General features: G+C 74.3%; 23 protein-coding genes. 11 read left to right on the forward strand and 12 right to left on the reverse strand.

Going from position 1 to position 26,536, the window contains the following annotated elements; genetic code table 11:
* Positions 1 to 38: 38 nt before the first annotated feature.
* On the reverse strand, positions 39 to 1,973 hold the full coding sequence (locus QSK52_RS39700) for a SpoIIE family protein phosphatase (protein WP_435053307.1): 1,935 nt from the start codon (positions 1,971 to 1,973) through the stop codon (positions 39 to 41).
* Positions 1,974 to 2,266: 293 nt separating this feature from the next.
* Positions 2,267 to 3,541, reverse strand: coding sequence for an aminotransferase class V-fold PLP-dependent enzyme (locus QSK52_RS21235; RefSeq protein WP_285737692.1), 1,275 nt, complete (start codon positions 3,539 to 3,541; stop codon positions 2,267 to 2,269).
* Positions 3,542 to 3,594: 53 nt separating this feature from the next.
* On the opposite strand from QSK52_RS21235, the gene QSK52_RS21240 reads away from it, so the two are divergent.
* From QSK52_RS21240 to QSK52_RS21275, 8 genes are all read left to right on the forward strand, one after another.
* Positions 3,595 to 5,679 carry a S9 family peptidase gene (locus tag QSK52_RS21240; RefSeq protein WP_285737693.1) on the forward strand — a complete coding sequence of 695 codons (2,085 nt, stop codon included), beginning with the start codon at positions 3,595 to 3,597 and terminating at the stop codon, positions 5,677 to 5,679.
* Between the two features lie 86 nt (positions 5,680 to 5,765).
* The gene (locus tag QSK52_RS21245; protein WP_285737694.1) at positions 5,766 to 8,099 is read left to right on the forward strand and encodes an immune inhibitor A domain-containing protein; all 2,334 of its coding nucleotides are present in this window, start codon (positions 5,766 to 5,768) and stop codon (positions 8,097 to 8,099) included.
* A 79-nt stretch (positions 8,100 to 8,178) separates the two neighbouring features.
* Complete coding sequence (locus QSK52_RS21250) at positions 8,179 to 8,772, forward strand: winged helix-turn-helix domain-containing protein (RefSeq protein ID WP_285737695.1); 594 nt, start codon at positions 8,179 to 8,181, stop codon at positions 8,770 to 8,772.
* Complete coding sequence (locus tag QSK52_RS21255; protein ID WP_285737696.1) at positions 8,769 to 10,058, forward strand: MFS transporter; 1,290 nt, start codon at positions 8,769 to 8,771, stop codon at positions 10,056 to 10,058. Before QSK52_RS21250 ends, QSK52_RS21255 begins: the two co-directional genes overlap by 4 nt.
* Before the next feature lie 205 nt (positions 10,059 to 10,263).
* Positions 10,264 to 10,647 carry a hypothetical protein gene (locus QSK52_RS21260; protein WP_285737697.1) on the forward strand — a complete coding sequence of 128 codons (384 nt, stop codon included), beginning with the start codon at positions 10,264 to 10,266 and terminating at the stop codon, positions 10,645 to 10,647.
* Positions 10,647 to 11,732: a transcriptional regulator gene (locus QSK52_RS21265; RefSeq protein ID WP_285737698.1), complete on the forward strand. Its 1,086-nt coding sequence runs from the start codon at positions 10,647 to 10,649 to the stop codon at positions 11,730 to 11,732. Before QSK52_RS21260 ends, QSK52_RS21265 begins: the two co-directional genes overlap by 1 nt.
* A 40-nt stretch (positions 11,733 to 11,772) precedes the next feature.
* Complete coding sequence (locus tag QSK52_RS21270; RefSeq protein ID WP_435053308.1) at positions 11,773 to 12,204, forward strand: roadblock/LC7 domain-containing protein; 432 nt, start codon at positions 11,773 to 11,775, stop codon at positions 12,202 to 12,204.
* Between the two features lie 92 nt (positions 12,205 to 12,296).
* Complete coding sequence (locus QSK52_RS21275) at positions 12,297 to 12,671, forward strand: hypothetical protein (RefSeq protein ID WP_285737700.1); 375 nt, start codon at positions 12,297 to 12,299, stop codon at positions 12,669 to 12,671.
* Between the two features lie 21 nt (positions 12,672 to 12,692).
* On the opposite strand, the gene QSK52_RS21280 is transcribed toward QSK52_RS21275, so the two are convergent.
* The 6 genes from QSK52_RS21280 to QSK52_RS21305 form a co-directional block, all read right to left on the reverse strand.
* Positions 12,693 to 14,480: a glycoside hydrolase family 36 protein gene (locus tag QSK52_RS21280; RefSeq protein WP_285737701.1), complete on the reverse strand. Its 1,788-nt coding sequence runs from the start codon at positions 14,478 to 14,480 to the stop codon at positions 12,693 to 12,695.
* 93 nt (positions 14,481 to 14,573) lie between these two features.
* A complete protein-coding gene (locus tag QSK52_RS21285) occupies positions 14,574 to 15,590 on the reverse strand; it encodes an ABC transporter ATP-binding protein (RefSeq protein ID WP_285737702.1) in 1,017 nt (338 codons plus the stop codon).
* The gene (locus QSK52_RS21290) at positions 15,587 to 16,573 is read right to left on the reverse strand and encodes an ABC transporter ATP-binding protein (RefSeq protein WP_285737703.1); all 987 of its coding nucleotides are present in this window, start codon (positions 16,571 to 16,573) and stop codon (positions 15,587 to 15,589) included. Before QSK52_RS21290 ends, QSK52_RS21285 begins: the two co-directional genes overlap by 4 nt.
* Entirely contained in the window at positions 16,570 to 17,559 is a 990-nt protein-coding gene (locus QSK52_RS21295) for an ABC transporter permease (RefSeq protein WP_285737704.1), read from the reverse strand. Before QSK52_RS21295 ends, QSK52_RS21290 begins: the two co-directional genes overlap by 4 nt.
* Positions 17,556 to 18,524 carry an ABC transporter permease gene (locus QSK52_RS21300; RefSeq protein WP_285737705.1) on the reverse strand — a complete coding sequence of 323 codons (969 nt, stop codon included), beginning with the start codon at positions 18,522 to 18,524 and terminating at the stop codon, positions 17,556 to 17,558. Before QSK52_RS21300 ends, QSK52_RS21295 begins: the two co-directional genes overlap by 4 nt.
* A gap of 14 nt (positions 18,525 to 18,538) precedes the next feature.
* Positions 18,539 to 20,275: an ABC transporter substrate-binding protein gene (locus QSK52_RS21305; RefSeq protein WP_285737706.1), complete on the reverse strand. Its 1,737-nt coding sequence runs from the start codon at positions 20,273 to 20,275 to the stop codon at positions 18,539 to 18,541.
* Between the two features lie 244 nt (positions 20,276 to 20,519).
* Here QSK52_RS21305 and QSK52_RS21310 point away from each other — a divergent pair, with 244 nt between their 5' ends.
* On the forward strand, positions 20,520 to 21,965 hold the full coding sequence (locus QSK52_RS21310) for an aminopeptidase P family protein (RefSeq protein ID WP_285737707.1): 1,446 nt from the start codon (positions 20,520 to 20,522) through the stop codon (positions 21,963 to 21,965).
* A 136-nt stretch (positions 21,966 to 22,101) separates the two neighbouring features.
* Here QSK52_RS21310 and QSK52_RS21315 read toward each other — a convergent pair whose 3' ends face one another.
* Complete coding sequence (locus tag QSK52_RS21315) at positions 22,102 to 23,124, reverse strand: nitronate monooxygenase (RefSeq protein ID WP_285737708.1); 1,023 nt, start codon at positions 23,122 to 23,124, stop codon at positions 22,102 to 22,104.
* 134 nt (positions 23,125 to 23,258) lie between these two features.
* On the opposite strand from QSK52_RS21315, the gene QSK52_RS21320 reads away from it, so the two are divergent.
* Together QSK52_RS21320 and QSK52_RS21325 are read left to right on the forward strand one after the other, a co-directional pair.
* Positions 23,259 to 23,765, forward strand: coding sequence for a hypothetical protein (locus QSK52_RS21320; RefSeq protein WP_285737709.1), 507 nt, complete (start codon positions 23,259 to 23,261; stop codon positions 23,763 to 23,765).
* A gap of 244 nt (positions 23,766 to 24,009) precedes the next feature.
* Positions 24,010 to 24,483, forward strand: a complete 474-nt coding sequence (locus QSK52_RS21325) for a carboxymuconolactone decarboxylase family protein (protein ID WP_285737710.1) — start codon at positions 24,010 to 24,012, stop codon at positions 24,481 to 24,483.
* Between the two features lie 75 nt (positions 24,484 to 24,558).
* Here QSK52_RS21325 and QSK52_RS21330 read toward each other — a convergent pair whose 3' ends face one another.
* The 3 genes from QSK52_RS21330 to QSK52_RS21340 form a co-directional block, all read right to left on the reverse strand.
* Complete coding sequence (locus tag QSK52_RS21330) at positions 24,559 to 25,263, reverse strand: TetR/AcrR family transcriptional regulator (protein ID WP_285737711.1); 705 nt, start codon at positions 25,261 to 25,263, stop codon at positions 24,559 to 24,561.
* A 70-nt stretch (positions 25,264 to 25,333) separates the two neighbouring features.
* Positions 25,334 to 26,272: an AraC family transcriptional regulator gene (locus tag QSK52_RS21335; RefSeq protein WP_285737712.1), complete on the reverse strand. Its 939-nt coding sequence runs from the start codon at positions 26,270 to 26,272 to the stop codon at positions 25,334 to 25,336.
* 141 nt (positions 26,273 to 26,413) lie between these two features.
* The gene (locus tag QSK52_RS21340; RefSeq protein WP_285737713.1) at positions 26,414 to 26,536 is read right to left on the reverse strand and encodes a hypothetical protein; all 123 of its coding nucleotides are present in this window, start codon (positions 26,534 to 26,536) and stop codon (positions 26,414 to 26,416) included.

A 26,536-nucleotide genomic window follows, 5' to 3' on the forward strand; every position in this document is an offset into this window, starting at 1 on the left:
CGGCCAGCGGTCAGCAGGCGGCGGCCAGGGACCAGCGATCAGGGCAGCTTCTGCTCGGCCCAGATGACCTTGCCGTCCTCGGTGTACCGGGTGCCCCAGCGCTGGGCGATCTGCCCGACCAGGAACAGCCCGCGCCCGCCCTCGTCGGTGGCGGCGGCGAGCCGGACCCGGGGGGAGGTGCTGCTGGAGTCCGCGACCTGGCAGATCAGGGTCCGCCCGTACAGCAGGCGCACCCGGACCGGGGCGGCCCCGTAGCGGATGGCGTTGGTGACCAGCTCGCTGAGGATCAGCTCGGTGCCGGTCTCCAGCTCCTCCAGGCCCCAGCGGCGCAGCTGGTCGGTGGCCGCTGCACGGACGGCGGCGACGGCCGCGGGGTCGGAGGGGACGTCCCACTCGGTGGTCCGGTCCGCGGGCACCGCCCGGGTGCGCGCGACGAGCAGGGCCACGTCGTCGGCCGAGTCGGTGGGGAGCATCGCCTCCAGGACGGCCCGGCAGGTCTGCTCGGGGGTGCGCCCCGGGTGGGCGAGGGCCGCCCGGAGCCGGTCCAGGCCGACGTCGATGTCCTCGGTGCGGGACTCCACCAACCCGTCGGTGTAGAGGACCAGTTGGCTCCCCTCGGGGATGTCGAGCTCCACGGTGGTGAAGGGCAGTCCGCGCAGGCCGAGCGGCGGACCGGCCGGGGTGTCGGGGATGTCGACCGTGCCGTCGGGGCGGACCAGGACGAGCGGGAGGTGTCCGGCCCGGGCGAGCTGGCAGCGGCGGGAGACCGGGTCGTAGATCGCGTAGAGGCAGGTCGCGCCGATGATCGCGCCCTCCCGGCCGCCCGCCGTCTCCTCCTCGTCGATCTGGGCGACGACCGCGTCGAGGTGGGTGAGCAGTTCGTCGGGCGGCAGGTCGAGCATCGCGAAGTTCCGTACGGCGGTGCGCAGTCGGCCCATGGTGGCGGCGGCGTGCAGGCCGTGGCCGACCACGTCGCCGACGACCAGGGCGACCCGGGCGCCGGAGAGCGGGATGACGTCGTACCAGTCGCCGCCGACCCCGGCGTGCGCGGGCAGGTAGCGGTGGGCGGCCTCGACGGCCTCGTGCTCGGGCAGGTCGCGGGGCAGCAGGCTGCGCTGGAGGGTGACGGCGAGCGGGTGGCCGCCGCTGATGGCGGCGGCGAGCTGTTCCTGGCTGGTGTACCGGGCTTCGAACAGGCCGTTGTTGCGGCCCAGCCGGAGGACGGCGATGCGGTCGGCGACGGCCTGGACGTCGTCCAGGTTGTGGCTGACCACGATCACGGCGCGGCCCTCGTCCCGCAGGCGGCGGATCAGGCCGAGCACCCGGACGGTCTGCTCCACGGTGAGCGCGGCGGCCGGCTCGTCGAGGAGCACCAGGTCGGGTTCGGTGAGCACGGCCCGGGCGATGGAGACCGACTGCCGCTGGTCCATGGTGAACGTCCCCACCGGGGTCCGGACGCTGGGGAGGTGGATGGAGAGCCGTTCCAGCAGGGCACAGGAACGTTTCTCCATTTCGATCTCGCGGAGCACCCCGAACCGGCGCAGCTCCCGGCCGAGGTACAGGTTGGCCACGGTGTCCAGCCGGTCGACGAGCGACTGGTCCTGGTAGACGGTGGCGATGCCGAGCCGCTGGGCGTCGGCGGGTCGGCGCAGGAGGACCGGGCGGCCCTGCCACTCGACGCGCCCCGCGTCCGCCGGCGCGACCGCGGAGACCGCCTTGACCAGGGTGCTCTTGCCCGCCCCGCTGTCGCCGACCAGGCCGAGCACCTGGCCGCGCTCCACCTGGAGGTCGACCGCGTCGAGGGCCTTGACCACGCCGTAGTGCTTGGTGATCCCGCGCAGGGACAGCAGCGGCACCCGGGGCACTGGCCCACCTCCACATCCTTCGCGGCCCGTCGGCCCTCCCGGACACCGGCCCGCCGGGGTGCCCGCGGCACGGGCTCTCCACCCTCGCACCGGCGGCGCGGTCGGCACCGGCGGGACACGCGCGGGCAACCCGTTCGGCGGGTCAGCGGCCGGTCAGCCGCAGTGCTCCCGGCCGGAGGCCCGCTGGGCGCCCTCCACGGAACCGCCCCACGAGATGCAGGTGGCCGCGGCACTGGGCTCGACCGGGCCGGCGCAGTACTCGTAGTGGGCCGCCGTCGGACGCCTCGTGGTGGTCGCTCTGCCGCTCGATGTGCACCCGCAGGCCGTAGGTCCTCGTCCCGTCCGGGCTCCGTTCGGGCTCCGCACCGGTCCGCACCGGTCCGCCCCCGGGCGCGAACCCGCTACCGGGTGATCAGACCGGCCAGGCCGTCGGCCAGCCGCAGGTACTCCTCGGGGCGGTTGTAGAGCTGGGCGCTGATCCGCAGGATGCCGCCGCCCTGCCAGGGGCGGACCGCGATCCGGGTGTTCAGGGCGCGGCGGACGGCCACCATCAGGGCCTTCGCGGCGTGCTCCTGCTCGGCGACGCCGGGTGGCAGCCGGACGGCGCGCATGCCCAGGCCGGGCAGTCCCGGCAGCGCCCGCAGCCCGGCCCGTTCGACCAGCAGGCGCTGGCCGTGGGCGGCCAGCGCGTCGTTGTGGGCGCGCAGTTGCGCGGCGCCGATCCGGCCGAGCAGGGCGAACCCGGCGGGGGCGGCCAGCCAGGGGGTGTAGTCGAAGGTGCCGCGCCACTCGACCCGCCGGGGGAAGCCGCGGTCGTGCTCCCACGAGTAGGTCAGCGGGCGGACCCGGGCCCGCCAGGTGCGTTCCACGGCGAGGACGGCGGCGGCGCGCGGGGCGAAGGCCCACTTGTGCAGGTTGCCGACCCAGAAGTCGGCGCCGCCCGCCGCGCCGCCGAGGTCGACCGGGAGGGCGCCGGGGGCGTGGGCGGCGTCGACCACGGTGGTGACGCCGCGGGAGCGCAGTTCGGCGAGCAGCGCGGGGGTGGCGACGGCGCGGGCGGTGGGCGAGGTGACCAGGTCGAGGACGGCGACCTTGGTGCGCGGGGTGACGGCGGCCAGGACGCGTTCGGCGACGGCCTCCGCGTCGGGGGCGTGCGGGGAGATCCGCACGCGGCGCACCGCGGCCCCGGCCTCGGCGGCGCGGCGTTCGGCGGCGCGGGTGACCACGCCGTAGCCGTGGTCGGTGACCAGGACCTGGTCGCGTTCGCCGAGCGGGATCGAGTCGAGGGCGACGGCGACGCCCTCGGTGACGTTGGTGATCAGGGCGAGCCGGGAGGGGGCGCCGCCGAGGGCGGCGGCGATCTCGGCGCGGGCGCGGGCGATCCGGTCGGGGGCGTCGAGGAAGAAGCCGTCGGGGTCGCTCTCCATCTCGGCGCGCAGCCTGGCCTGGTAGCGCTGGACGGGGACGGGCAGGGCGCCGTAGGAGCCGTGGTTGAGGTGGGCGGTGCCCGGGTCGAGGGTGAACAGGGTGCTGCTGCCGCGCAGCGGGGCGGGCCGGTCGGTGCCGTCGGTCCCGTCGGTCCCGTCGGTCCCGTCGGCGCGGACCGCCGGGCGGGCCGGTGCCGGGCGCGGGTTCCCCTGGTCCTTCATCTCCACCATCCAAATGCTGTGTGACATTTCACACTGCATACTTCTAGCCGAACGGGGCCCGGCGCGGCAACCATCGGCGGGTGACTCACACCGATCCCTACCTCGCGCTGAGCGCCGCCACCGGCCGCTTCAGCTACGGCTCCCCCCGCGCGGTCACCCTCGCCGCCGACGCGAGCCGCGCCCTGTTCCTGCGCTCCACCGGCCCCACCGACCCGGTCGAGCGCCTGTGGCTGTACGACCTGGCCAGCGGCCGGGAGCGGCTGGTGGCCGACCCGGCCACCCTCGTCCCGGGGCGCACCGGCGCCGCCTCGGCGCTGCCGCCGCTGGAGCGCAGGCTGCGCGAGCGGATCCGGCTGTGGGCGCCCGGCATCGGCTCCTTCGCCGCCACCGGCGACCTCGCGCAGGCCGTCCTCGCCCTGGACGGCCGGGTCTTCCGGTGCGACACCGCGACCGGCACCAGCACCGAACTCCCGGTGGTGGCACCGGCGTTCGACCCCCGCCCGAACGCCGACGGCTCGGTGGTGGCGTACGTCGCCGACGGGGCGCTGCACCTGACCCCGGGCGGCCGGATCAGCCCGGCGGACGGTGCGCTGTGGGGCGTGGCCGAGTTCGCCGCCCAGGAGGAGCTGGGCCGGCTGCGCGGCCACTGGTGGGCGCCGGACGGCACCGCCGTGCTGGCCGCCCGGGTCGACGAGTCCGCGCTGCCGCTGCGGCACTTCGCCGACCCGGCGCACCCGGAGCTGGCCCCCGAGTCCTTCGCCTACCCGCAGGCCGGCGGCCCGAACGCGGACGTCCAGCTGTGGGTGCTGCGCCCGGGCGGCGCGGCGACGCAACTGCGCTGGGACGCCGAGGAGTTCCCGTACCTGACGGCGGCGGGCTGGGAGGGCGACGGCGAGATCCTGCTGACCGTCGCGGACCGGCTGCAGCAGAACGTGCTGCTGCTGAGCGCCGACCCGGCCACCGGCGCGACCCGCGAACTGAGCCGCACCGAGGACGCGTTCTGGGTCGACCCGCTGCCCGGCACCCCGCTGCGGCTGGCCGACGGCCGGGTGCTGACCTCCGCCGACACCCCGGCCGCCCGCGGGGTCGCGCTGGACGGCAAGATCCTCACCGACGAGCGCCTGCAGGTGCGCCGGGTGGTCGGCCCGTGGCGCAACGGGCGGCTGCTGATCGAGGCGGGCGACGGCGACCCGGCCGACCAGCACGTCTTCCTGCTCGACCCGGACACCGGCGCGCTGGAGAAGCTCACCGAGGGCGCGGGCGTGCACGCGGTGGCCGCCCACGCCGAGGACGCGCTGCTGCTGACCTCGGCCTCGCTGGACGGCGTCCGCCGCGAGCTGCGAACGGCCTCGGGCCGCACGGACTTCCCCGATCTGGCGGCCGAACTCCCGTACCGTCCGCGGCCGTTGCTGGCCCGGGTGACCGAACTCGGCCTGCCCACGGCGGTGCTGTACCCGCAGGGGCACCGGAGCGGCCGCAAGCTCCCGGTGCTGCTGGACGTGTACGGCGGCCCGGGCTTCCAGGTGGTCGCCAACGAGCCGCGCCGCTGGCAACTCAAGCAGTGGTGGGCCGACCAGGGCTTCGCCGTGGTGACGGTGGACAACCGGGGCACCCCGTTCGTCTCGCCGGACTTCACCCGGGCGATCTTCCGCCGCTTCTCGCAGGTCGCGCTCGACGACCAGGTCGCCGCCCTGCAGGCGCTGGGCGCCGCCCACCCGGACCTGGACCTGCAGCGGGTCGGCGTGCGCGGCTGGTCGTACGGCGGCTACTTCGCGGCGCTCGCGGTGCTGCGCCGCCCGGACGTGTTCCACGCGGCCAGCGCGGGCGCCCCGCCGACCGACTTCCGGCGGTACGACACCGCGTACACCGAGCGCTACCTCGGCCTGCCGCAGGACAACCCGGAGGGGTACGCGGCGGACTGCCTGATCGACGACGCGCCGGGGCTGAGCCGTCCGCTGCTGCTGATCCACGGCCTGGCGGACGACAACGTGCACCCCTCGCACACCCTGCTGCTGTCCGAGGCGCTGACCCGGGCGGGCCGGGAGCACGGCGTGCTGGTGCTGCCGGGGGTGAGCCACATGACGCCGGACGGGGTGCTGGAGCAGGTCGCCGTGCAGGAACTGGCCTTCCTGCGCCGGGAACTGGGCGCCACCCCTTCCCCGTGACAGATGACATGTGAAATATTACCGGCCATCCGTTTGTCCACCCCTCTAGAGGAGCGGGTCACGTGCGCAGACTTCCCGCAGCCCTCATGGCTGCGCTGACCACCGGTGCGATAGCACTGACCACCACCCCCGCGTTCGGCCAACCCGCCAAGCCCGCCGTCGAGTTGACGGCCCAGCAGGGCGCGGACGGCAAGGAGGCGCCGCCCTCCCCGGTGCCGCCGCAGGAGAAGGCCCGGCAGGCCCTCAGGGCCCGGGCCCTGGAGCAGGTCAACCAGGGCGGGGTCGCCAAGGACGGCAGGAGCGCCCCGGCCAAGGTGAAGATCGGCAACGACTACGTCCAGCTGGCCAGGCAGCGCACCGACAAGGTGTTCGTGATCCTGGCCCAGTTCGGCGACCAGGTCGACACCACCACCCGGTACGACGGCCAGGTCCGCTACGGCGGCACCCCCGGCCCGAAGCACAACGCCATCCCGAAGCCGGGCAAGGACGACACGCACACCTACTGGGAGAGCGACTTCGGTCGCGACTACTACCAGAAGATGTTCTTCGACGACGCGCCCGGCGCGAACTCGATGCGCAACTTCTACCGCACCCAGTCCTCCGGCCGGTACGACCTCCAGGGCACCGTCTCCGACTGGGTGACCGTGCCGTGGAACGAGGCCCGCTACGGCTCCAACAAGGGCCCGCAGGGCGGCGGCGCCTGGACGCAGGCCCAGGAGTTCGTCCGGGACGCCACCCGGGCGTGGTACGACGGCGAGGTCGCCAAGGGCCGCACCCCGGCCGACATCCGGGCGGAGCTCGCGCAGTACGACACCGAGGACCGCTACGACCACGACAAGGACGGGAACTTCGACGAGCCGGACGGCTACCTCGACAACGTGGTCGTGGTGCACGCCGGCGTCGACGAGACCTGGGGCGGCGGCGCCCAGGGCGCCGACGCCCTGTGGGCGCACCGCAGTTGGGCCTTCCCGGACCCGACCGGGCAGACCGGCCCGGCCGGGAACCGGATCGGCGGCGCGCCGGTCGGCGACTCCGGCTTCTACGCCTACGACTACGTGCAGGCGGGCGAGAACAGCGGCGTGGGCCTGTTCGCCCACGAGTTCGGCCACAACCTCGGCCTGCCCGACCTGTACCCGACCAGCGGCGGCGACAACTCCGTCAGCTTCTGGTCGCTGATGTCCTCCGCCTCCTACCTCGGCAAGGGCAGGAACACCACCGGCGAGTACCCGGGCGACCTGGACGCCTGGAGCAAGCTGCAGCTGGGCTGGCTCGAGTACGACGAGGCCCGGGCGGCGACCCGCTCCAGCCACACCCTGGGCGTCAGCGGCTACAACACCGACCAGGCGCAGGCCGTCCTGGTGCACCTGCCGCCGAGCACCACCACCACCGCGCTGGCCACCCCGTACGAGGGCGGTCGGCAGTGGTGGAGCGACACCGGCGACAGCATGGACGCCTCGCTCTCCCGCACCGTCGACCTGACCGGCGCCGCCTCCTCGGCCGCGCTGGACGCGGCCGCCTGGTGGGACACCGAGCAGGACTACGACTTCTTCTCGGTGGAGGCGTCGGCCGACGGCGGCAGGAGCTGGACGCCGCTGCACGGCACCGTCGACGGGCAGCCGATCGGCGACACCACCGCGCTGACCCCGGGCCTGAGCGGCAGCTCGGGCGGCTGGCGGCAGCTGCACGTCCCGCTGGACGCCTACCTGGGCAAGGACGTCCGGGTCCGCTTCCACGTCACCTCCGACACCAACACCCACGGCAGGGGCGTGCTGGTCGACGCGGTGCGGCTGACCGCCGACGGCGCGACGGTGCTGGCGGACGGCGCGGAGGACGGCGGGGACGCGGGCTGGGCGCAGGTCGGCTTCTCGGTGATCGAGGGCAAGGACGCGGTCAGGCAGCACCCGCGGGCGTACCTGGTGGAGAACCGGCGCTACGCCGGCTACGGCGCCTTCCTGAGGACCGGCCCGTACAACTTCGGCTACGCGGGCGTCGCCGGGAAGACCGGCGTGATCGACACCTACCCGTACCAGGAGGGCGTGCTGGTGTGGCTGTGGGACACCGCCTACGGCGACAACAACACGGTCGACCACCTGGGCGGCGGCCTGATCCTGCCGGTGGACGCGCACCCGAAGGCGCTGCGGTTCGCCGACGGCTCGGTCACCAACGGGCGGTCGCAGCCGTACGACGCGACCTTCTCGCTGAAGCCGACCACCTCGTTCACCCTGCACAAGGCGGGCGTGGCCACCGTGGTGCCGTCCGAGCCGGCGGTGCCGGTGTTCGACGACCGCAGCGGGGTGTACGACGACCCGGCGCTCCCGCAGCTCGGGGTGAAGGTGCCGGACACCAACACCCGGATCGAGGTCGTCCGGGAGACCCAGGGCGGCAAGCTCACCACCGTCAAGGTGGGTCCGGCCTCCTGAGCGGGGCGCGGTCCACTGGTCCGCTGAGCCCGCAGGTCGGCGGCTTGTAAAGAGTTCTTTCTAAAGCTACCTTTAGAGCATGAGCGAAGAGCTGCCGGCCATCCGGCTCACCGACCCGCGCGCCCTGCGCGCCTACGCCCATCCCACCCGGATGGCACTGGTGGGCCTGCTCCGCCTGCACGGGCCGCTGACCGCGACCCGGGCGGCGGAGCTGCTCGGCACCGAATCGGTGGCGAGCTGCTCCTTCCACCTGCGCCAGCTCGCCAAGTACGGCCTGGTGGAGGAGGCGGGCGGCGGCCGCGGCCGGGAGAAACCCTGGCGCGCGACCGCCGCCTTCACCAGTTGGGACGCCTCCCCCGCCGACCCGGAGCAGGCCGCCGCCACCGAGGCCCTGCAACGGGCCGTCCTGGACGGCTACTTCGCCCGCGCCACCAACTGGCTGCTGCAGCGCGGCGCCGACGCCCCCGAGTGGCGCGAGGCGGCCGGCTTCGGCGACAGCGCCGTCCTGGTCACCGCCGAGGAGCTGGCCGAACTGGACGCCCGCATCGAGGAGTTGATCCGCCCCTACGTGGAGCGCCTGGGCGGCTCCGGCCCGCACCCCGCGGGCGCCCGCCCCGTCCAGCTGATCCGGCTCGCCGTCCCCACCGACACCCCGGAGGGGGAAGCGCCGTGACCCTCCTGGACACCCGCCCGGCCGCCGCCGTCCGCCGCCGGATACCCGACCTGCTGCGCGAACCGGCCTTCCGCCGCTACTGGACCGGCCAGAGCGTCTCCTCGCTCGGCGACCAGGTCTCCCTGCTGGTGATCCCGCTGATCGCCGTCTCCGTGCTGCACGCCGACGCCGCCCAGATGGGCTACCTCTCCGCCGCCGGGTACCTCCCGTACCTGCTGCTCTCGCTGCACGCGGGCGGCTGGGCCGACCGCTACGGGCGCCGCCGCCGGGTGATGATCGCCACCGACCTGGGCCGCGCCGCCGTCCTGCTGACCGTCCCGCTCGCGTACGCGGCCGGGGTGCTGACGCTGGTGCAGCTGTACGCGGTGGTGCTGGCCGTCGGTGCGCTGTCGGTGTTCTTCAACGTCTGCAACCCTCCGCTGTTCGTCGCCCTGGTGCCCGCCGAGCAGTACCTGCGCGGCAACGCGCTGGTCAACGGCAGCCGGGCCGCGACCTACGTGGCCGGGCCCGGCCTCGGCGGCCTGCTGGTCCAACTCCTGGCTGCACCACTGGCGCTGGTGGTGGACGCGCTCTCCTTCCTGGCCTCCGCCGCCTTCCTGCGCCGGATCGACCCGGTCGAGCCGCCGCCCGCCGCGAAGGGCCGCGGCGGCACCGCCGAGGGCATGCGCTGGATCCGGCGCGACCCGGTGATCCGGGCCACCCTGCTCGGCACCGCCACCGTCAACCTGTTCACCTTCGTCATCGGCGCGCTGTTCGTCCTCTACGCCACCCGGGAACTGCACTTCGGCGCGGGCCTGCTGGGCGCCGTGATGGCCGCCGCCGCGGTCGGCACCCTGCTCGGCGCGGCGGTCACCGGACGACTCTCGGACCGGATCGGCATCGGCCCGGCCCTGCTGCTGGGCCTGGTGCTCTTCCCCGCCCCGCTGCTGCTCGTCCCGCTGGCGGGCGGCTCGGTCGCCGCCTCCGCGGCGCTGCTGTTCGGCGCCGAGTTCCTCTCCGGCCTCGGCGTGATGATCCTCGACATCACCGCGGGCGCCGTCTTCGCCGCCTGCATCCCCGACGCCCTGCGCTCCCGCGTCTCCGGCGCCTACCAGGCGGTCAACTACGGCGTCCGGCCGCTCGGTTCACTGCTCGGCGGCTTCCTCGGCACCGCCCTCGGCCTGCGCCCCGCGCTGTGGATCGCCGCCGTCGGCGCGGTCTGCTCCGGCCTGTGGGTGCTCTTCTCGCCGATCCCCCGGATGCGCGAACTCCCCGCCCCGGACGGGGCGCAGCCCCCGGAGGACTGAGGCCGCCCGCGCCGCGCCGCCTTCACCGCAACGCTCCAAAAGCTGCGCACCATAGCGCATTCGTGCATATGCCCGAGGGATATGGCGGAAAGTCTCGCCCTCCCGTGGCAGCGCCGGTAGCGTTGCGTCCTGGTCAGACTACCGCAGGTGAAGGCGGTGAAGGCGACGCACCGTGCCCCCGCACGGTGGGGAGGGAACGCGGTACGTGCCCGGGATCGAGGAGTGCCTTGCGGAAGCCATGGGGATCACCGGCGCCCTGGGGGTCAGCCTGGTCGACTGGACCAACGGTCTGGCCATAGGCACCGCCGGTCTCGGCCCCGACGGCGACCACGAGGTCGGCGCGGCCGACGCCACCGAACTCGCCCGGGCCGTCACCCAGACCCCCTCGTTCGCCGACCCGGACAGCGGCGCGCCGCCCGCCGAGGACGTCATCGTCACCTCGGCGGGCCACTACCACCTGCTGCGCTTCGTCCCCGCGCCCTTCGACGCCAACGTCTTCCTCTACCTGCGGCTGGACCGGGACACCGCCAACCTGGCGATGGCCCGGCTGCGCCTGGCCGCCGTCGCCGAGCGGCTGGTGCTCTCCTGATGTGGCCCACCGACACCCTCGCCCCGACGGCCACCGCCGTCGTCCCGCCCGTGCCGCCCGCCCCCTCGGTGCCGCCGCTGCTGGTGGCCTCCCCGGTCTCGGTGCGCCAACTGGCGCCCGCCGCCGGGCCGTTCGGACGCACCGCCGAGGTGCCCGGCCCGTACCTGACGGCCGGGCCCGCCGAACCGGCCCCCGCCCCTCCGGCCGCCCGGCGCCGGGCCCACGCCGCCCCGCTGCCGCGCCGCCGCCGCTCCAGCTGCGCGCCCGCCACCACCTTCGAGGCCGCGCTGACCGACCTGGCCGCGGACGGCTCCACCGGCGCGCTGCACGGCCCCGGCGGCGCGGTGCACCTGGCGGGCGGGCTGGTGGTGCACGCCGAGGCGCCCGCCGCGGCGACCGTCGGGCACCTGCTGACCGGCGCCGGGCGGATCACCGCGCGCGCGTGGGAGGACAGCCTGCTGCTGGGCGCCGGACGGCTCGCCGAGTACCTGCTGGACAGCGGCCTGGTCGGCGCGGGCGAGCTCGAACTCGCCCGGATGGCCGCCACGTTGGACGGCGCGCAGGAGGCGCTGGCCCAGCCCGACGGCGAGCTGCGCTTCGACCCCGCCGCCCGCCCGGCGTTCCGGCTGGACCGCCCGCTCTCGGTGCTGGAGCTGCGCGGCGCGGTCGGCCACCGCCGCTCACTGCTGGACGCCTGCTGGCCGTCCGCCGCACTGGACCGGGCCCCGCTGCGGGCCGCCGGCGGCGCCCCGACCCGCCGCACCGCGGTGCCGCGCCACCGCCGGCAGGCACTGCTGGCCGCGGCGGACGGCACCCGCACCGCGCCCGAGCTGGCCCGGCTGCTGGGGCGCTCCACCTACGGCACGCTGCTGGACGTCCGGCAGCTGGCCGCCGCGGGGCTGCTGACCGCCCCCCGGCCGGCCGCCGTCCCCGACCCACCCCCGGCCGCCGACCCGCCCCCGGCCGCCGTGCCGCCGGCCGCGCTGCCGGACGTGCTGCTGCCGCCGGCGCCGCGCTCCTACGACTCCTCGGACCCGGAGGTGGGCCTGCTGCTCCGACTACGCGCCGCCCTGGAGGCCCTGTGACCACCGCCCCGCCCGCCCGCCCCGTCCCGCCGACCGAGTCATGAAGCGGACCTTTCGACAACTGACCGCGAGGAGGACCCCCGTGCTGCCGGAAGCCGAGGTGCAGGCCGAACTGCAGGGCCTGCGGGCGAGGGTCCCGCACCTGACCGGTTCGCTGGTGGCGACCATCGACGGCCTGGTGGTGGCGCACGACGCCCCCGCGCTGGAACCGGAGGGCGTGGCCGCGCTGACCGCCGCCGCCCTGGGCGTGGGGTCGCGGCTCACCGAGGCGACCGGGCAGGGCGCCTTCCGGGAGCTGATCACCCGCGGCGAGCGCGGCTACACCGCGACGTACGCGGCGGGCGCGTACACGGTGCTGACCCTGCTGGCCGGTTCGCAGGCCAACGTGGGGCGGCTGCACCTGGAGGCCCGTCGGGCCGGGGCCCGGATAGCGGCCCTGGCCGACGCCGACCTCGACCGGACGACCTTCTGACCCCCGACGTTCATCCCGTCCCCCGGCGCACCCGTCGCGCAAGAGACCTGACGGGTCGTCAATTCCTTTCACGGAAGAGGTACCTGGAAAAAATGGCTGCTGTGGAAACTGCACTGAAGGACCTGATGGCCGCGATCGACGGCACCATCGGCGTCGCCCTGGTCGACTACAACAGCGGGATGGCGCTGGGCACCATCGGCGGCGGGCCGGAGCTGGACCTGAACGTCGCCGCCGCGGGCAACACCGACGTGGTGCGGGCCAAGCTGCGCGCGATGGAGCTGCTGAACCTGAACGAGGCGATCGAGGACATCCTGATCAGCCTCTCCACCCAGTACCACCTGATCCGGCCGCTGACCTCGCGCACCGGCAAGGGCCTGTTCCTGTACCTGGCGCTGGACCGGAACCGGGCCAACCTGGCGATGGCCCGGCACCAGCTGAAGAAGATCGAGGCCGACCTGGAGGTCTGAGGCCCCGGCCCCTCCCCGGTCCTACCTGCGCAGGGTGAGCAGACCCCCGGTGGGGACGCGGACGGACAGCTCCGTCCCCCCGACCGGGGTCTGCGCCCGGGCGACCGTCCCGCCCAGGCAGTCCTGGACCAGCAGGTCGACGGTGCCGGGGGCGCGGTCGAACTCGATCCGCACCAGGGTGTCCTGGTCGGCGTTGGCGACCAGCAGCAGCTCCCACGTGCCGCGGGCCCGCAGCGGCAGCGGCGCGTACCGGCCGAAGGCCAGTCGGGCGCCGTCCCGGGCCTCGATCACGGGGTAGGCCAACTCGGGCCGGTGCGGGCGCAGTTCGCTGCGCTGGAGCAGGGTGCGGTGCTCGTCCATGACGCTCAGCCAGAAGGCCAGGGCGGTCAGTTGCTCGGCGTTCTGGGCGGTGAGGTCGACCGAGACCTGGGCGGTGGCGAACAGCACCGACTGGAGCAGGACGGCGATCTGCTCGGGGCTCTCCCGCGGGTGCCAGGTCAGCGGGTCGGCGTGCACGGCGAGCGGTCCGGCGGTGAGCCGCAGGTCGGCGGTGCGGACGCGGTTCTCGACCGCGCCGTGCGGGCAGTCGGTGGCCCGGACCATGGTGGCGTAGGGCCACAGGCCGGGGCCCGTGTAGTCCTGGCGGTGCTCGACCAGGACGTCGGGGCGGGCGGCCCGCAGCCGGGTGTCGAGCGCGGCCAGCAGTTTCTGCACGCCCTCCGCGACGGTGGCGCAGTCCGCCTCCGGCGAGGCGGTGTGCGGCGGGGCGCCGGGGCCGGGCCTGCGGGCGAAGGTGTCGACGAAGTCGATCTTGAGGCCGTCCGCGCCGTGCTGCTCGACGGCGGCGGCGAGCCGTTCGACCTGGTGGGCGCGGACGGTGGCGCTGCGCGGGTCGAGCAGGAAGGTCTCCAGCAGCGGCAGGTGGGCGAGGGTGTGCCCGGCCAGCCGCTGCGCGGCGGCGCTGCGGTCGCCGACGAACGGGAGGGCGTGCCAGAGCAGGTAGCGCAGGCCGAGGGCCTGGATCCGGCGGACGTGTCCGGCGAAGTCGGGGAAGTCGTGCGGGGCGGGCTGCCAGTCGCCGGTGGTGGCGTAGGAGCGGGTGCGCTCGTCGGTCTGCCAGCCGTCGTCGACGATCAGCGTGCGGAAGCCGAGCGGGGCGGCGAGTTCGGCGAGGCGCTCGACGTCGGCGGAGGTCATCGCCAGGTGCAGCGCGTACCAGGTGCAGAACACCGGCTCGAACGCGGCGTCGGGGACGGTCCGGGCGGGGGCGAGGGTGCCCCACCAGGCGGCCGACTCCCGTACGGTGTCGGCGAAGTGGCGTCCGCTCAGGTCCAGGCGCAGGGCGAGGTGCGGTCCGTCCTGCTCGACCCACCAGCTGTAGCGTCCGGTCTCCTCGACGGCGCCCTCGCCGATGGTGACGGGGCGGACGGGTTCGCCGACCGCGAAGGTGCACAGGGCCGCGTCGCCGGGGCCCACCAGGCTGCCGGCGGGGGCGCCCTTGGGCAGCGAGGCTTCCCGGGGGGCGGCCCAACTCGGGGGCAGCCAGCGGGTGTTGGTGTGGGGCGTCCAGTAGCCGGTGGCACCGGTGCAGGGCAGTTGCCACTCGACCCGCAGCCGGGCGTCCGGGGTGTCGGTGGCGGCCTCGACCAGCAGCACGCCGGGGCCGTCCGGCGCGGTGACGGTCACGGCCGGTGCGGCGTGGCTGCCGACGGCGGTGACCCGCAGCGCGAGCGGCCCGGCGTCGACGGTGCGGGAGGTCTCGGTGCGGCCGGACGGCGGTGCGGAGCCGTCCCAGGACAGCGCGGTCACGCGGTGGTTCCTTTCGTGGAGCGGGGCGACGGGGGGCGCGGTCCGCCGCGCCCGTTCCGCCGCCCCGCGGTGGGGCTGCGCCCCGCGAGGGGGCTACGCCTCGGGGAAGTGGCAGGCGACCTGCCGACCGGGCCCGTCGGGGGTGAGCAGGGGGGCCTCGGTCCGGCAGAGCTCCTGCGCCTTGGGGCAGCGCGGGTGGAAGGTGCAGCCGCTGGGCGGGTTGGCGGGGCTGGGCGGGTCGCCGAGCAGCACGATGCGTTCGCGGGTGCGTTCGGCGGCGGGGTCGGGCAGCGGGACGGCGGAGAGCAGCGCCTTGGTGTACGGGTGGGCGGGGTGCTCGTAGACCTGCTGCTGGTCGCCGATCTCGACGATCCGGCCGAGGTACATCACGGCGACGCGATGGCTGATGTGCCTGACCACGGCGAGGTCGTGCGCGATGAACACGTAGGCGACGCCGAGTTCGGCCTGGAGGCGCTCCATCAGGCCGACGATCTGGGCCTGGATGGAGACGTCGAGCGCGGAGACGGGTTCGTCGGCGACGACGAGTTCGGGCCGGGTGGCGAGGGCGCGGGCGATGCCGATGCGCTGGGCCTGGCCGCCGGAGAACTGGTGCGGGTAGCGCTCCAGGTGTTCGGGGGCGAGGCCGACGAGCTGGACCAGGTCGCGGACCTCGGCCCGGATCCGCTGCCTGCTCTCGCCCTGGGCGCGCAGCGGTGCGGCGACGATCTGCTGGACGGTCTGCCGCGGGTTGAGCGAGGCGAACGGGTCCTGGAAGATCATCTGGAACCGGCTGCGCAGCGGCCGCAGCCGGTGCTGCGGGGTCCGGGTGATGTCCTGGCCGCGGAAGCTGACCCTCCCGGCGGTGGGGTCGAGCAGGCGCACCAGCATCCGTCCGGTGGTGGACTTGCCGCAGCCGGACTCGCCGACCAGGCCGAGCGTCTCGCCGGGCCGGACGTCGAAGCTTACGCCGTCGACGGCGCGGATGCCGGGGCGGCGGCGCAGGGTGCCGCGCGGGCCGGGGAAGGTCATGCCGAGGTCGCGGACGCTGAGCAGGGCGTCGGGCGCGCCGGGGTCCGCGGCGTCGGTGAGCGGGGCGGTCTCGGTGGTCATGCGGTCACCTCGTCGTGGACGCACGCGCTGCGGTGGCCGTCGGCGACGGTGCGCAGCGGGGGGCGGTCGCCGGTGCAGCGGGCGTCGGGTCGGGCCGCGTGGCGGGGGCAGCGCGGGTGGAAGGCGCAGCCGGCGGGCGGGGCGAGCAGGGAGGGCGGGCTGCCGGGGATGGAGCGCAGTTCGGTGCCCCGTTCGGCGTCGAGGCGGGGCAGCGAGTCGAGCAGGCCGCGGGTGTAGGGGTGCCGGGGGGTGGTGAAGAGGGTGTCGGCGGGGGCCTGTTCGGCGGCGGATCCGCCGTACATGACGAGGACGTCGTCGGCGACGCGGGCGATGACGCCGAGGTCGTGGGTGATCATGACGATGCCGAGTCCGCGTTCCTGCTGCAGGCGCATCAGGAGTTCGAGCACCTGGGCCTGGACGGTGACGTCGAGCGCGGTGGTGGGTTCGTCGGCGATGACCAGGTCGGGTTCGCAGGAGAGGGCGAGCGCGATCATGGCGCGCTGGCGCATGCCGCCGGAGAACTGGTGCGGGTACTCGTCGGCCCGGCGGGCGGGTTCGGGGATGCCGACGTCGCCGAGGACGTCGACGGCGCGGGCGAGGGCGGCCCTGCGGGTGCCGCCGAAGTGCTCGCGGTAGGCCTCGGCGATCTGGTCGCCGACGGTGAAGTAGGGGTGCAGGGCGGTGAGGGCGTCCTGGAACACCATCGCCATCCGGCGGCCGCGGAGCGTGCGGAGCCGTTCGTCGGGGGCGCCGACGAGTTCGGTGCCGTCGAGCCTGGCGGAGCCGGTGACGGTGGCGCCGCGGTGCAGGCCCATGACGGCGAGCGAGGTGACGGACTTCCCGGAGCCGGATTCGCCGACGATGCCGAGGGTGCGGCCGCGTTCGACGGTGAAGTCGATGCCCCTGACGGCCCGGACGGGGCCTTCCTCGGTGCTGAACTCGACGGTGAGGTCGCGTACTTCGAGCAGCGGGTGGGGGGTCATGACAGCCTCGCCCTCGGGTCGATCCAGGCGTAGACGAGGTCCACGACCAGGTTGGAGCTGACGATGAAGAAGGAGGCGAGCAGGGTGATGCCCATGATCACCGGCTGGTCGGCCTTGTTGAGGGAGTCGGCGAAGAGCTTGCCGATGCCGGGGAGGCTGAACAGCGATTCGGTGATGAGCGCGCCGGCCAGCAGTCCGCCGAGGTCCATGCCGAGCATGGTGGCGACGGGGGTGAGGGCGGGGCGCAGTCCGTGCCGGCCGACGACGCGGGCCTCGCGCAGTCCCTTGGCGCGGGCGGTGCGGACGTACGGTTCGGCCATGGTCTCGATGACGGAGTTGCGGGTCATCCGGGCGTAGATGGCGGCGTACAGCAGGGCGAGGGTGATCCACGGGAGGATCAGGTTGGTGACCCAGCCCGCCGGGTCCTCGCCGAAGGCGATGTAGCGGGGGTAGGGGAGGATCCCGGCGACGGTGACGACCAGGTAGAGCAGGATCATCGCGGTGAAGTAGACCGGCAGGGCGGCGATGCCGATGGTGCCGACCATCAGGGTGCGGTCGAGCCAGGTGCCGCGGCGCAGGGCGGAGAGCACTCCGGCGCCGACGCCGAGGACCAGCCAGAGGACGGCCGCGCCGAGGGCGAGCGAGACGCTGGTGGGCAGCCGGTCCGTCATGAGGTCCCAGACGGGCTGGGCGGACTGGAAGGAGTAGCCGAAGCAGGGGAAGTGGCACTGGACGGCGTACGGGCCGGTGCCGTAGGAGCGGCCCGCGAAGACGGCGGTGACGTAGTGCCAGAACTGGACGACCAGGGGGTCGGCCAGTCCGAGCTGCTGCCGGACGAGTTGGATCCGGTCGGCGGAGCAGTCCTTGCCGCAGAACTGGGCGGCGGGGTCGCTGGGCAGCAGGTAGAAGACGGCGAAGGTGAGCGCGCAGACCGCGAGCAGGGTGGCGGCCATCGCGAGCAGGCGCCGCAGCAGGAATCCGATCACGTCCGGCCGCCCTTCGGGTCGAGGGCGTCCCGCAGGGCGTCGCCGACCAGGGTGAAGGCCAGGACCACCAGGAACAGGCAGGCGCTGGGCAGGACGAAGAACATCGGGTCGACCTTGTAGTAGAGCACCGCGTCGGAGATCATCTGGCCCCAGGAGGGCGTGGGCGGGCGGATGCCCACGCCGAGGAAGGACAGCGCCGCCTCGGTGCCGATCAGGCCGGGGACGGCGAGGGTGACGTAGACGATGACGGTGCCGGTGAGGTTGGGCAGGATCTCGCCGAACAGGATGCGGCGGTTGGTGGTGCCGCTGGCGCGGGCGGCCTCGACGTACTCGCGGTGCTTGAGCGAGAGGGTCTGGCCGCGCACGACGCGGGCGATGTAGGGCCAGGAGAACAGCGACATCACGCCGATCAGCAGCACCACCCGGTTGACGTCCCGGGCGACGGAGAGCAGGGCGATCATGAAGATCAGGCTGGGGAAGGACATCATGATGTCCATGAACCGGCTGATGACGGCGTCGGTGCGGCCGCCGAAGTAGCCCGCGGTGATGCCCAGGACGGTGCCGATCAGGGTGATCAGCAGGGCGGAGGCGCAGGCGACCAGCAGGCTGATCTGGGCGCCGTACAGGAGCCGGGCGAAGATGTCGCGGCCGAGCATCGGTTCGACGCCGAGCCAGTGGTCGGGGCTGATGCCGCCGAGGGAGCCGCGGGGCAGGCCGCCGAGGTAGGGGTCGACGGCCTTCTTGTCGACGGCGTCCGGGGTGGTGCCGCTGATCGCGGTGAGCACCGGCGCCAGGACGGCCGCCAGGACGAAGAAGGCGATGACGGCGGCACCGGCCTTGGCGCTCTTCTGGCGGCGCAGGCGGTGCAGGGCGAGGGCCCGGGGGGAGGCGGGGGCGGGGGCGGCCTCGGGGGCCGCCGGGGCCCCCGCTCCCCCGGCCGGGGCCGGGGCGAGCGGGGTGGTCATGGGGAACTCCCGCCTTACTTGACGGACTTGAGGCCGATGGTGGCGTAGTCGATCTGGGCGGACCAGATCGGCGAGCCGAAGGCCCCGGCGATGTTGGAGCCGACCAGCAGCGGCTTCTTCTGCCACACCAGCGGGACGGCGGGCGAGGCGTCCATGATCTTGGCGTCCAGGGCGAGCCAGGCGGCGTTGGCCTGCTGGAGGTCCGACAGGCCGGCGATCCGGTCGAGTTCGGCGTTGACCTCGGGGTCGTTGTACCGGGTCATGTTGCCGTTGTTGCCCTTGTCCTTGATCTGTCGGCCGTCGTAGATCATCGGCAGGAAGGTGGCGGCCGACGGGTAGTCGGGACACCAGCCGAGCTGGGCCAGTCCGGGCTGCTTGTCCTTGTCGCCGACGATGGAGTTGACGGCGGTCGGGTCGACGGTGGTGATGGTGACGTTCACGCCGACCCGCTTCAGGGCGGCCTGGACCGCCTCGGCCTGCTGCTTGCCGCCGGTGGAGGTGACCATCTCGGTGTCGAAGCCGTTCGGGAAGCCGGCCTCGGCGAGCAGCTGCTTGGCCTTGTCCGGGTCGCCCGCGGGCTTGATCATGAAGTGGTCGACCGGGGCGCCGCTGGTGAGCGCCGGGGGCAGGTAGGTGGTGGCGACGTCGGTGAACGCCGGGCCGCCCATGGCGGCGGCGAAGGACTCCTTGTCCACCGCGTACTGCATGGCCCGGCGCACCGTGGCGTTGTCGAACGGCGCCTTGGTGGTGTTCATGTCGAGCATGGTGGTGCAGCCGCCGTTCTCGCTGACCAGCCGCTTCTTGACCTCCGGGTTGGTGAGCACCTCGGACATCTTGGCGGGCAGCAGGTCGACGTAGGAGACGGCGTTCCTGTCGTCGCCCTGGTCGGCGATCAGGCGGTCGGCGATGCCGGTGCCCTTGAGGGTCTGGTCGACGACGATCCTGTCCGGGTACGCCTTGCGCACCGGGTCGGAGTTCGGGTCCCAGTGGGTGTTGCGGACGAGCACCATGCGCTTGCCGCGGTCGTAGCTCTCGATCTTGTACGGGCCGGAGGAGACCGGGTGGTTGGAGTAGTTGGCGCCGGTCTCCTTGGCCTGCGGGACGGGCGAGAAGGTGGGCAGGGTGACGGTCTGGGCGAACTCGGCGACCGGGCGCTTGAGGTGGAAGACGATGGTCTTCGCGTCCGGGACCTCGATGGACTCCCTGCCCAGCCGCTTGCCGCCCAGCGGGCCCTGGTAGCCGTCGACGCCGGCCAGGTAGCGGGCCGCGTAGTCGGGGCCGCCGGCCAGCTCGGGGGAGAACGAGCGCTCGACGTTGTACTTGACGTCGTCGGCGACGATCGGGGTGCCGTCCTCGTAGGTGAGGCCGTCCTTCAGGTGGAAGGTCCAGGTCCGGGCGCCGTCGCTGGGGGTGCCGAGGTCGGTGGCGAGGTCGGGTTCGACCTTGAGGCCCTCGGCGCCGGGGGCGGCCCTGAACGTGGTGAGGGTGCGGTAGAGCATCCGGACGCCGACGTCCATGACCGGCATGGTCCAGTTGCGGGCCGGGTCGAGCTGGTCGAAGTCCTGGTTCGACAGGATGGTGAGGGTGCCGCCCTTCACCGGCGTGCCGCCGATGATGCCGTTGCCCTCGGTGACCACGCCCTGCTGGTCGCCGCTGCCCCGGTCGCCGCCGTTGCTGCTGCACGCACCGAGGCCGAGGGTGAGGGATGCCGCGATGGCCGCCGCGAGGGCGGCGTGGGAACGCCTGTTCATGTGCAACTCCGGAAATGGGGGCCGGTCTGCCGTTCAACGGGGGATCTGTGCCGCCCGGGGTCTGGCCCGCTCTGAGGTGTGACCCGTAACATAGTAATGTGAAATTGCACTGCGCAACGAGGGGACCGGACCGTTACCGACCCGTGTCATTGCCGACCCCGCCCCGGTGGTGCAACTTCCTTTCCCGCCCAGCACGTTGTCCCGGACCCACCAGGTCACAACCAGGTCAGAGGAGCCCCCGACGATGGCCGACCAGCCCACCCTGAACACCGGCAGCCACGACCTCCCCGTCACCCCCGCACTGGAGGCCCACATGGCCGGCCAGTGGGCCGCCACCCCGCTGCCCGCCGACGAGCGCGTCCCCGGCTACGCCCACTTCCCGGCCCGCCGCGGCAGGCTCGCCGCCGCCTTCCCCGGCGAGCGACTCCTCGTCCCCGCCGGGCAGTTGAAGGTCCGCAGCAACGACTGCGACCACCGCTTCCGCCCGCACAGCGCCTACGCCCACCTCACCGGCCTGACCGGCGAGGAGCAGGTCGGCCACGTCCTGGTGGTCGAGCCCGACGGCGAACCCGTCCTCTACCTGCGCCCCCGCTCGGACCGTTCCGACGGCTCCGGCGAGTTCTACCGCGACCGCCGCTACGGCGAGTTCTGGGTCGGCCGCCGCGCCGACCTCCGCGAGGCCGCCCAGCTCACCGGCCTGCGCACCGCCCACCTCGACGACCTGCCCAAGCTGTTCACCGGCTCCGTCCCCACCCGCGTCCTGGCCGGCGTCGACCCGGTCCTCGACGCCCTGGCCGGCCGCCCCCGGGCCGAACACGCCCTGGGAGACGGCCAGTTGGCCGCCGCCCTGGCCGAACTGCGGCTGGTCAAGGACGCCTGGGAGATCGAACAGCTCCAGCTCTCCGTCGACCACACCACCGCGGGCTTCGCCGACGTCGTCCGCGCCCTGCCCGCCGCCCTGCGCCACCACCGCGGCGAACGCCTGCTCGAAGGCGCCTTCAACGCCCGCGCCCGCGCCGAGGGCAACGGCACCGGCTACGAGACCATCGTCGCCTCCGGCGCCCACGCCTGCGTCCTGCACTGGATCCGCAACGACGGCCCGCTCCGCCCCACCGACCTGCTGCTCCTCGACGCCGGGGTCGAGACCGACACCCTCTACACCGCCGACATCACCCGCACCCTCCCCCTCTCCGGCACCTTCACCCCCGCCCAGCGCGACGTCTACGACCTCGTCCTCGCCGCCCAGAACGCCGGCATCGCCACCCTCCGCCCCGGCGCCTCCTTCCGCGAGTTCCACCGCGCCGGCATGCGCGTCATCGCCGAGGGCCTCGCCGAGTGGGGCCTGCTCCCGGTCTCCGCCGAAGAAGCCCTCCGCGAGGACTCCGGCCTCTACCGCCGCTACACCCTCTGCGGCAGCGGCCACATGCTCGGCCTCGACGTCCACGACTGCGCCAAGGCCCGCGCCGGGACCTACCTGGACGGCGTCCTGGAGGAGGGCATGGTCCTCACCGTCGAACCCGGCCTCTACCTCCAGCCCGACGACCTCACCCTGCCCCCCGAACTCCGCGGCATCGGCGTCCGCATCGAGGACGACCTCGTCATCACCGCCGACGGAGCCCGCCTGATGTCCGCCGCCCTCCCCCGCGAGGCCACCGCCGTCGAATCCTGGATGGCCGACCTCCTGAGCTGAAACCCCTGGCGGCGAACGCAACACCAGGAAGCGCACCACCAGGGGCGCGGGGAACTGCGCGGCCAACCGACCCCCCGCAGCCGGATCGCGTCGCAGGACGATCACTTGCACCGTCCTGCGCCCCGCTGACGTGCGACTACCGCAGCGCGTCCCGCCACAACTCCCGCGTGACGTCCGCCGCCCGGCCCTCGCGGGCCTCGCGGTGGGCGGTCCCCGCCCAGAGGTGCATCGCCGTCAGGTCCTCCGCCCGGCTCGCGGCAGCCCTGAGCGGCTGGGTGAGGTGGTGCACCTCCGGGTACGCCGCCGGGGCGTACCCCTCGTGCCGCTCGATGAAGGCGTTGCGCAGCCCGCGGGCCGGACGCCCGGTGAACGCGCGGGTGACGGTGGTGGCGTCCAGCTCGACGAGGGCCCGGCGGTGCGCGGCGGAGGCCCCGGACTCGTCGGTGCGCAGGTACGCGGTGCCGAGCTGGACGCCCGTCGCACCCGCCGCGAGGGCCGCGGCGATCGCCGCCCCGCTGCCCAGCCCGCCCGCGGCGACGAGCGGCAGCGGCGTCACCTCCCGTACCGCGCCCAGGAGTTGCAGCAGCGGGAGGGGCCCGGGCCGGTCCTCGGCGCGGTGGGTGGCGCGGTGCCCGCCGGCTTCGGGGCCCTGGACGACCAGGGCGTCGAGGCCGAGCGCGGTCGCGGCACGGGCCTCCTCGGGGCTGGTGACGGTGCCGAGTTGGCGGATGCCGGCCGCGCGGACGGCGGCGGCCTCAGCGGGTTCGGGCAGGCCGAAGGTGTACGACAGCCACGCGACGCCCCGGGCCGGTCCGTGCAGCAGCGCGTCGAGCTTGGCGTCCCAGTCGTCGCGGTCGGGCGGGATCACGGCGGGCAGTTCGACGCCCCGCCGCACCGCCTCGGGCCGCAGCCGTTCGCGGTAGGCGTCCACCGCCCCGGGCGCGGCGGGCGGGCCGGGGACGAAGAGGTTGACGCCGATCGGCCGGTCGGTCGACTCCCGCGTCTCGGCGACCTGTCGGCTCATCTCCTGCGCGCTGCGGTAGCCCGCGGCGAGGAAGCCGAGGCCGCCCGCGCCGTTGACGGCGGCGACCAGCGCGGGGGTGCTCGCCCCGCCCGCCATCGGAGCGGCGACCAGTGGCACCGTCCAGTCGAAGCCCATCGCGTTCCTCCGCCTCTCCCCACCGCAACCCAACCGGTCCCGCTGCGCGTCCACCCTACGTCCGCGGCCGAACCGTCCGCGGTACGACGGCCTGTCACGGTGGCGCGGCCGTTCGGAGTGCAGGAGGGGTGCGAGTGGGGATCGACCGGTTCGGACCGAGGGCGCGGGCGGCGCTGGCGGGCGCGGCGCTGGGGGTGGTCGCCCTGCTGGAAGCATGGGCGGCGGTGCTCTCGGAACGCAGCTGCGAGTACCCCCGCTGCCTGCCGGACACCGAGTTGTGGCTCGCCGTGACGGCACCGCTGGTGTTCGTCGTGCTCGGCCGCCTGCTGCTGGGCCGCGCCGGGGTGGAACGGGTGTGGAGCACGGTGTACGTCGCGGGCGCGCTGTCCGTCCTGCTGCTGCGCCCGCTGACCCTGGTGACCTTCGACCTGCCGCACCCGTGGCTGCTGGCCTCCCCGTACCTGGCGGCCTGCTTCGCCGCAGCCGCCCACCTCTGCGGCCGCACCGCGTCCCGCCTCTCGCGCCTCCTGCTGGCGGTCGGCCTGGCCGGGACCGTCCTGGTCGCCTTCCTCGCACCCTTCCCCGAGAGCTCCACGCCCGTGCCCGCACCCCCCGCCACCGCCGACCCCCTCCCCCGGTGACCCCTCCCGCCCACCACCGCACCTACCACTACGTCGGCCCGCCCGGTGCACCGCCTGCGGGGAGGTTTCCGTGGTGCGGGAAGGGTTCTTCGTGTGCGTCTTCTGCGATTCCGACCTGCCTGCGCGGTGGAACGTCGCCCCGCCGGTAGCGTGACGGGGGTCACACCGACCGCCTGTCACACCTGGGGTGGCTGCGGGGTCAGACCTTGTAGAAGCACGGAACACACCACAAGGAGCCACCACCGTGGACGCACGTCTCAACTACTTCGGCAACCCGCTCGGCGCGAAGTTCCTCAAGCACCTCAACTCGGCCGGCCACGCCCTGGGCCTGTCCGCGCTGCCGATGAGCACCCAGGAGCTGGTGAAGATCCGCGCCAGCCAGATCAACGGGTGCGGCTTCTGCACCGACATGCACACCAAGGACGCCGCGCACGCCGGGGAGACCCAGCTGCGGCTCAACCTGGTCGCCACCTGGCGCGAGGCCAACGTCTTCACCGAGGCCGAGCGGGCCGCCCTGGAGCTCACCGAGCAGGGCACCCGGATCGCCGACGCCGCGGGCGGCGTCAGCGACGCGGCCTGGGCCGAGGCCGCCAAGCACTACGACGAGGAGCAACTGGCCGCGCTGGTCGGCCTGATCGCGCTGATCAACGCGTACAACCGGATCAACGTGCTGATCCGGCAGCCCGCCGGCGACTACGTCCCGGGCCAGTTCGCCTGATCCACCGGCAGCCGGACGTCCGGGCCCGCCCGAAGCACGGGCCGGGACGTCCGCCCCGCCCCTCCTCCCCCGGGTTCAGGCCAGTTCGCGACCGGCCAGGGCAGCGGCCTCCCGGGCGGCCCGGTCGCACCCGGCCAGCCGCAGCACCGCGTCGGCGACGGCCGCACCGACCTCCGCGGTCCCGTACCCGCCCCCGGCCCCGTCTCCGTCCCCGTTCCCCCGCCCCCGGTCGCGGACCACCGCGACGCCGCCCTCCACCAGGCCCAGCAGCAGGTCGCAGCGCAGCTCGCGGCCGGGCTCGTCCGGGGCGATCAGGTGCAGCAACTCGCCGTACGCGGCGCGGAGTTCGGCGCGGGCACCGCGGAACCCGGCGAAGCGTTCGCCGCGCACCTCGGGCAGTTGGTAGAGCGCGCCGAGGTTGTACAGACCGCGGTGCAGCAGCGCCGCGTCGGCCGCGGCCAGCGCCCACAGCCGGGCGGCCGGGTCGGCCTCGGAGCGGGCGAGCAGCGCGGTGGCGAGCTGCAGCGAGGGTTCGACGGTGGACTCCAGCAGGGTGGCGAGGATGTCCTCCTTGCGCGCGAAGTAGTGGTACATCGACGCCTGCCGCAGCCCGGCCCGCTCCGCCACCGCCCGGGTGGTGGTCGCCGCGTAGCCGTTCTCGGTGAACAGCTCCGCGGCCGCGGCCAACACCTCGTCGCGCGGCGACAGTTGACTCTCCGAGGGCCCCAACGCACGGGGCCGCCCGACCCGCGCGGACGGGCGGGGATGCTGGGCAACCATGCCCCGAATCCTTCCACACCCCCGCCCCTCCGCTCCCCCTCACCTCCCGGCGGCCCGCCCCGGGGCGGGTTCACGCACCCGCTGCACCGCGCGCCCCCGTTCCCCCCGCCGCCCCCGTCCGGACGACCGGGATCCACAGCTGCGCCTGCGACTGCTCCGGGTCGTCCTGCGCGGGCCGGACGCGCAGGATCTCCGGGCCGGGCCGGTACTCGTAGGGGTTGGACGGGATCCACCGGGCCGCCACCTCGGCCCACATCTGCTGCAGCGCCTGCGGGAACGGCCCGGTGTTCTCGAACACCGCCCAACTGCCCGCCGGGCACTCCAGCACGTCGAGGTCCGCGGGGAGGTCGGCGGCCCCGCTCACCGCCGCGTGGTAGTAGTCCAGCAGGCTGCCCTCCGCGAAACCGTCCGGCCCGTCCGACCCGTCCGGTCCGACCCCGGGCAGTCGCACGGTCGCCGACACCACGCCCTCCGGCTCCTGGTCGGAGAGCGCGGCGATCCGCTGCGAGGTCTCCGCCGGGATGCTCCGCACGTGCTCGACGATGTGCGGGTTGACCCCCTCGTGGATCAACGGGACCCGGGCCTTCCTGCCCACGACCCGGAACGCTTCCTTCTCCACGATGCGGTACCGCATGGTGGTGCTCCCTTCGACGACGAGTCGGAAGGACAGCCGGGGCTGCGCGTTCAGCACCGCGCCGCTGCGCCGCGCCTCACCGGGGCCGACCCCGTGCAGGGCCCGGAACGCCCGGGCGAAGGACTCGCCCGAGCCGTACCCGTAGCGCACCGCGACGTCCAGCAGCGACGGCTGCCCGGCCAGCACCTCGGCCGCCGCGACGGTCAGCCGCCTGCGCCGCACGTACTCCGACAGCGGCATCCCCGCCAGCGACGAGAACAGCCGCCGGAAGTGGTACTCCGACGTCGCGGTGATCCGCGCCAGCTCGGCCACCTCCAGCCGCCCGTCGAGGTGCTCCTCGACGTGGTCCATCGCCTGGTTCAACCGCTCCAGCACCCGGCTCCCCTTCCCTTTCCTTGCCCTCGACCCTAGGAACCACCGCCCCCGCCGCACCCGACATCCCCTGCCCGCTCCGGTCGGGTCCCCGCCCGCGGCTCCCACCCGGTGTCGCCCCGGTGGCGGGGCAGGGCGGCGGCATCACTCCGGGTCGAGCTCCACCTGGTAACGCCCCACGTAGTGGGCCAGGTCGGAGAACCACAGCCGGTGTCCGTCCGTGAGGAGGTGCAGGCCCGCGACGAGTCCGCCGGTCTCGCTCAGCAC

It is taken from the genome of Kitasatospora phosalacinea (assembly GCF_030268885.1).
Lineage (GTDB): Bacteria > Actinomycetota > Actinomycetes > Streptomycetales > Streptomycetaceae > Kitasatospora > Kitasatospora phosalacinea_C.

Excerpts from the sequence above, each read along its gene's own strand:
- QSK52_RS21235 (WP_285737692.1), bottom strand. The coding sequence starts at position 3,541 with ATGTCACACAGCATTTGGATGGTGGAGATGAAGGACCAGGGGAACCCG.
- QSK52_RS21250 (WP_285737695.1), top strand. The coding sequence starts at position 8,179 with ATGAGCGAAGAGCTGCCGGCCATCCGGCTCACCGACCCGCGCGCCCTG.
- QSK52_RS21245 (WP_285737694.1), top strand. The coding sequence starts at position 5,766 with ATGGCTGCGCTGACCACCGGTGCGATAGCACTGACCACCACCCCCGCG.
- QSK52_RS21330 (WP_285737711.1), bottom strand. The coding sequence starts at position 25,263 with ATGGTTGCCCAGCATCCCCGCCCGTCCGCGCGGGTCGGGCGGCCCCGT.
- QSK52_RS21310 (WP_285737707.1), top strand. The coding sequence starts at position 20,520 with ATGGCCGACCAGCCCACCCTGAACACCGGCAGCCACGACCTCCCCGTC.
- QSK52_RS21270 (WP_435053308.1), top strand. The coding sequence starts at position 11,773 with ATGAAGCGGACCTTTCGACAACTGACCGCGAGGAGGACCCCCGTGCTG.
- QSK52_RS21290 (WP_285737703.1), bottom strand. The coding sequence starts at position 16,573 with ATGACCCCCCACCCGCTGCTCGAAGTACGCGACCTCACCGTCGAGTTC.
- QSK52_RS21305 (WP_285737706.1), bottom strand. The coding sequence starts at position 20,275 with ATGAACAGGCGTTCCCACGCCGCCCTCGCGGCGGCCATCGCGGCATCC.
- QSK52_RS21300 (WP_285737705.1), bottom strand. The coding sequence starts at position 18,524 with ATGACCACCCCGCTCGCCCCGGCCCCGGCCGGGGGAGCGGGGGCCCCG.
- QSK52_RS21285 (WP_285737702.1), bottom strand. The coding sequence starts at position 15,590 with ATGACCACCGAGACCGCCCCGCTCACCGACGCCGCGGACCCCGGCGCG.
- QSK52_RS21275 (WP_285737700.1), top strand. The coding sequence starts at position 12,297 with ATGGCTGCTGTGGAAACTGCACTGAAGGACCTGATGGCCGCGATCGAC.
- QSK52_RS21315 (WP_285737708.1), bottom strand. The coding sequence starts at position 23,124 with ATGGGCTTCGACTGGACGGTGCCACTGGTCGCCGCTCCGATGGCGGGC.
- QSK52_RS21265 (WP_285737698.1), top strand. The coding sequence starts at position 10,647 with ATGTGGCCCACCGACACCCTCGCCCCGACGGCCACCGCCGTCGTCCCG.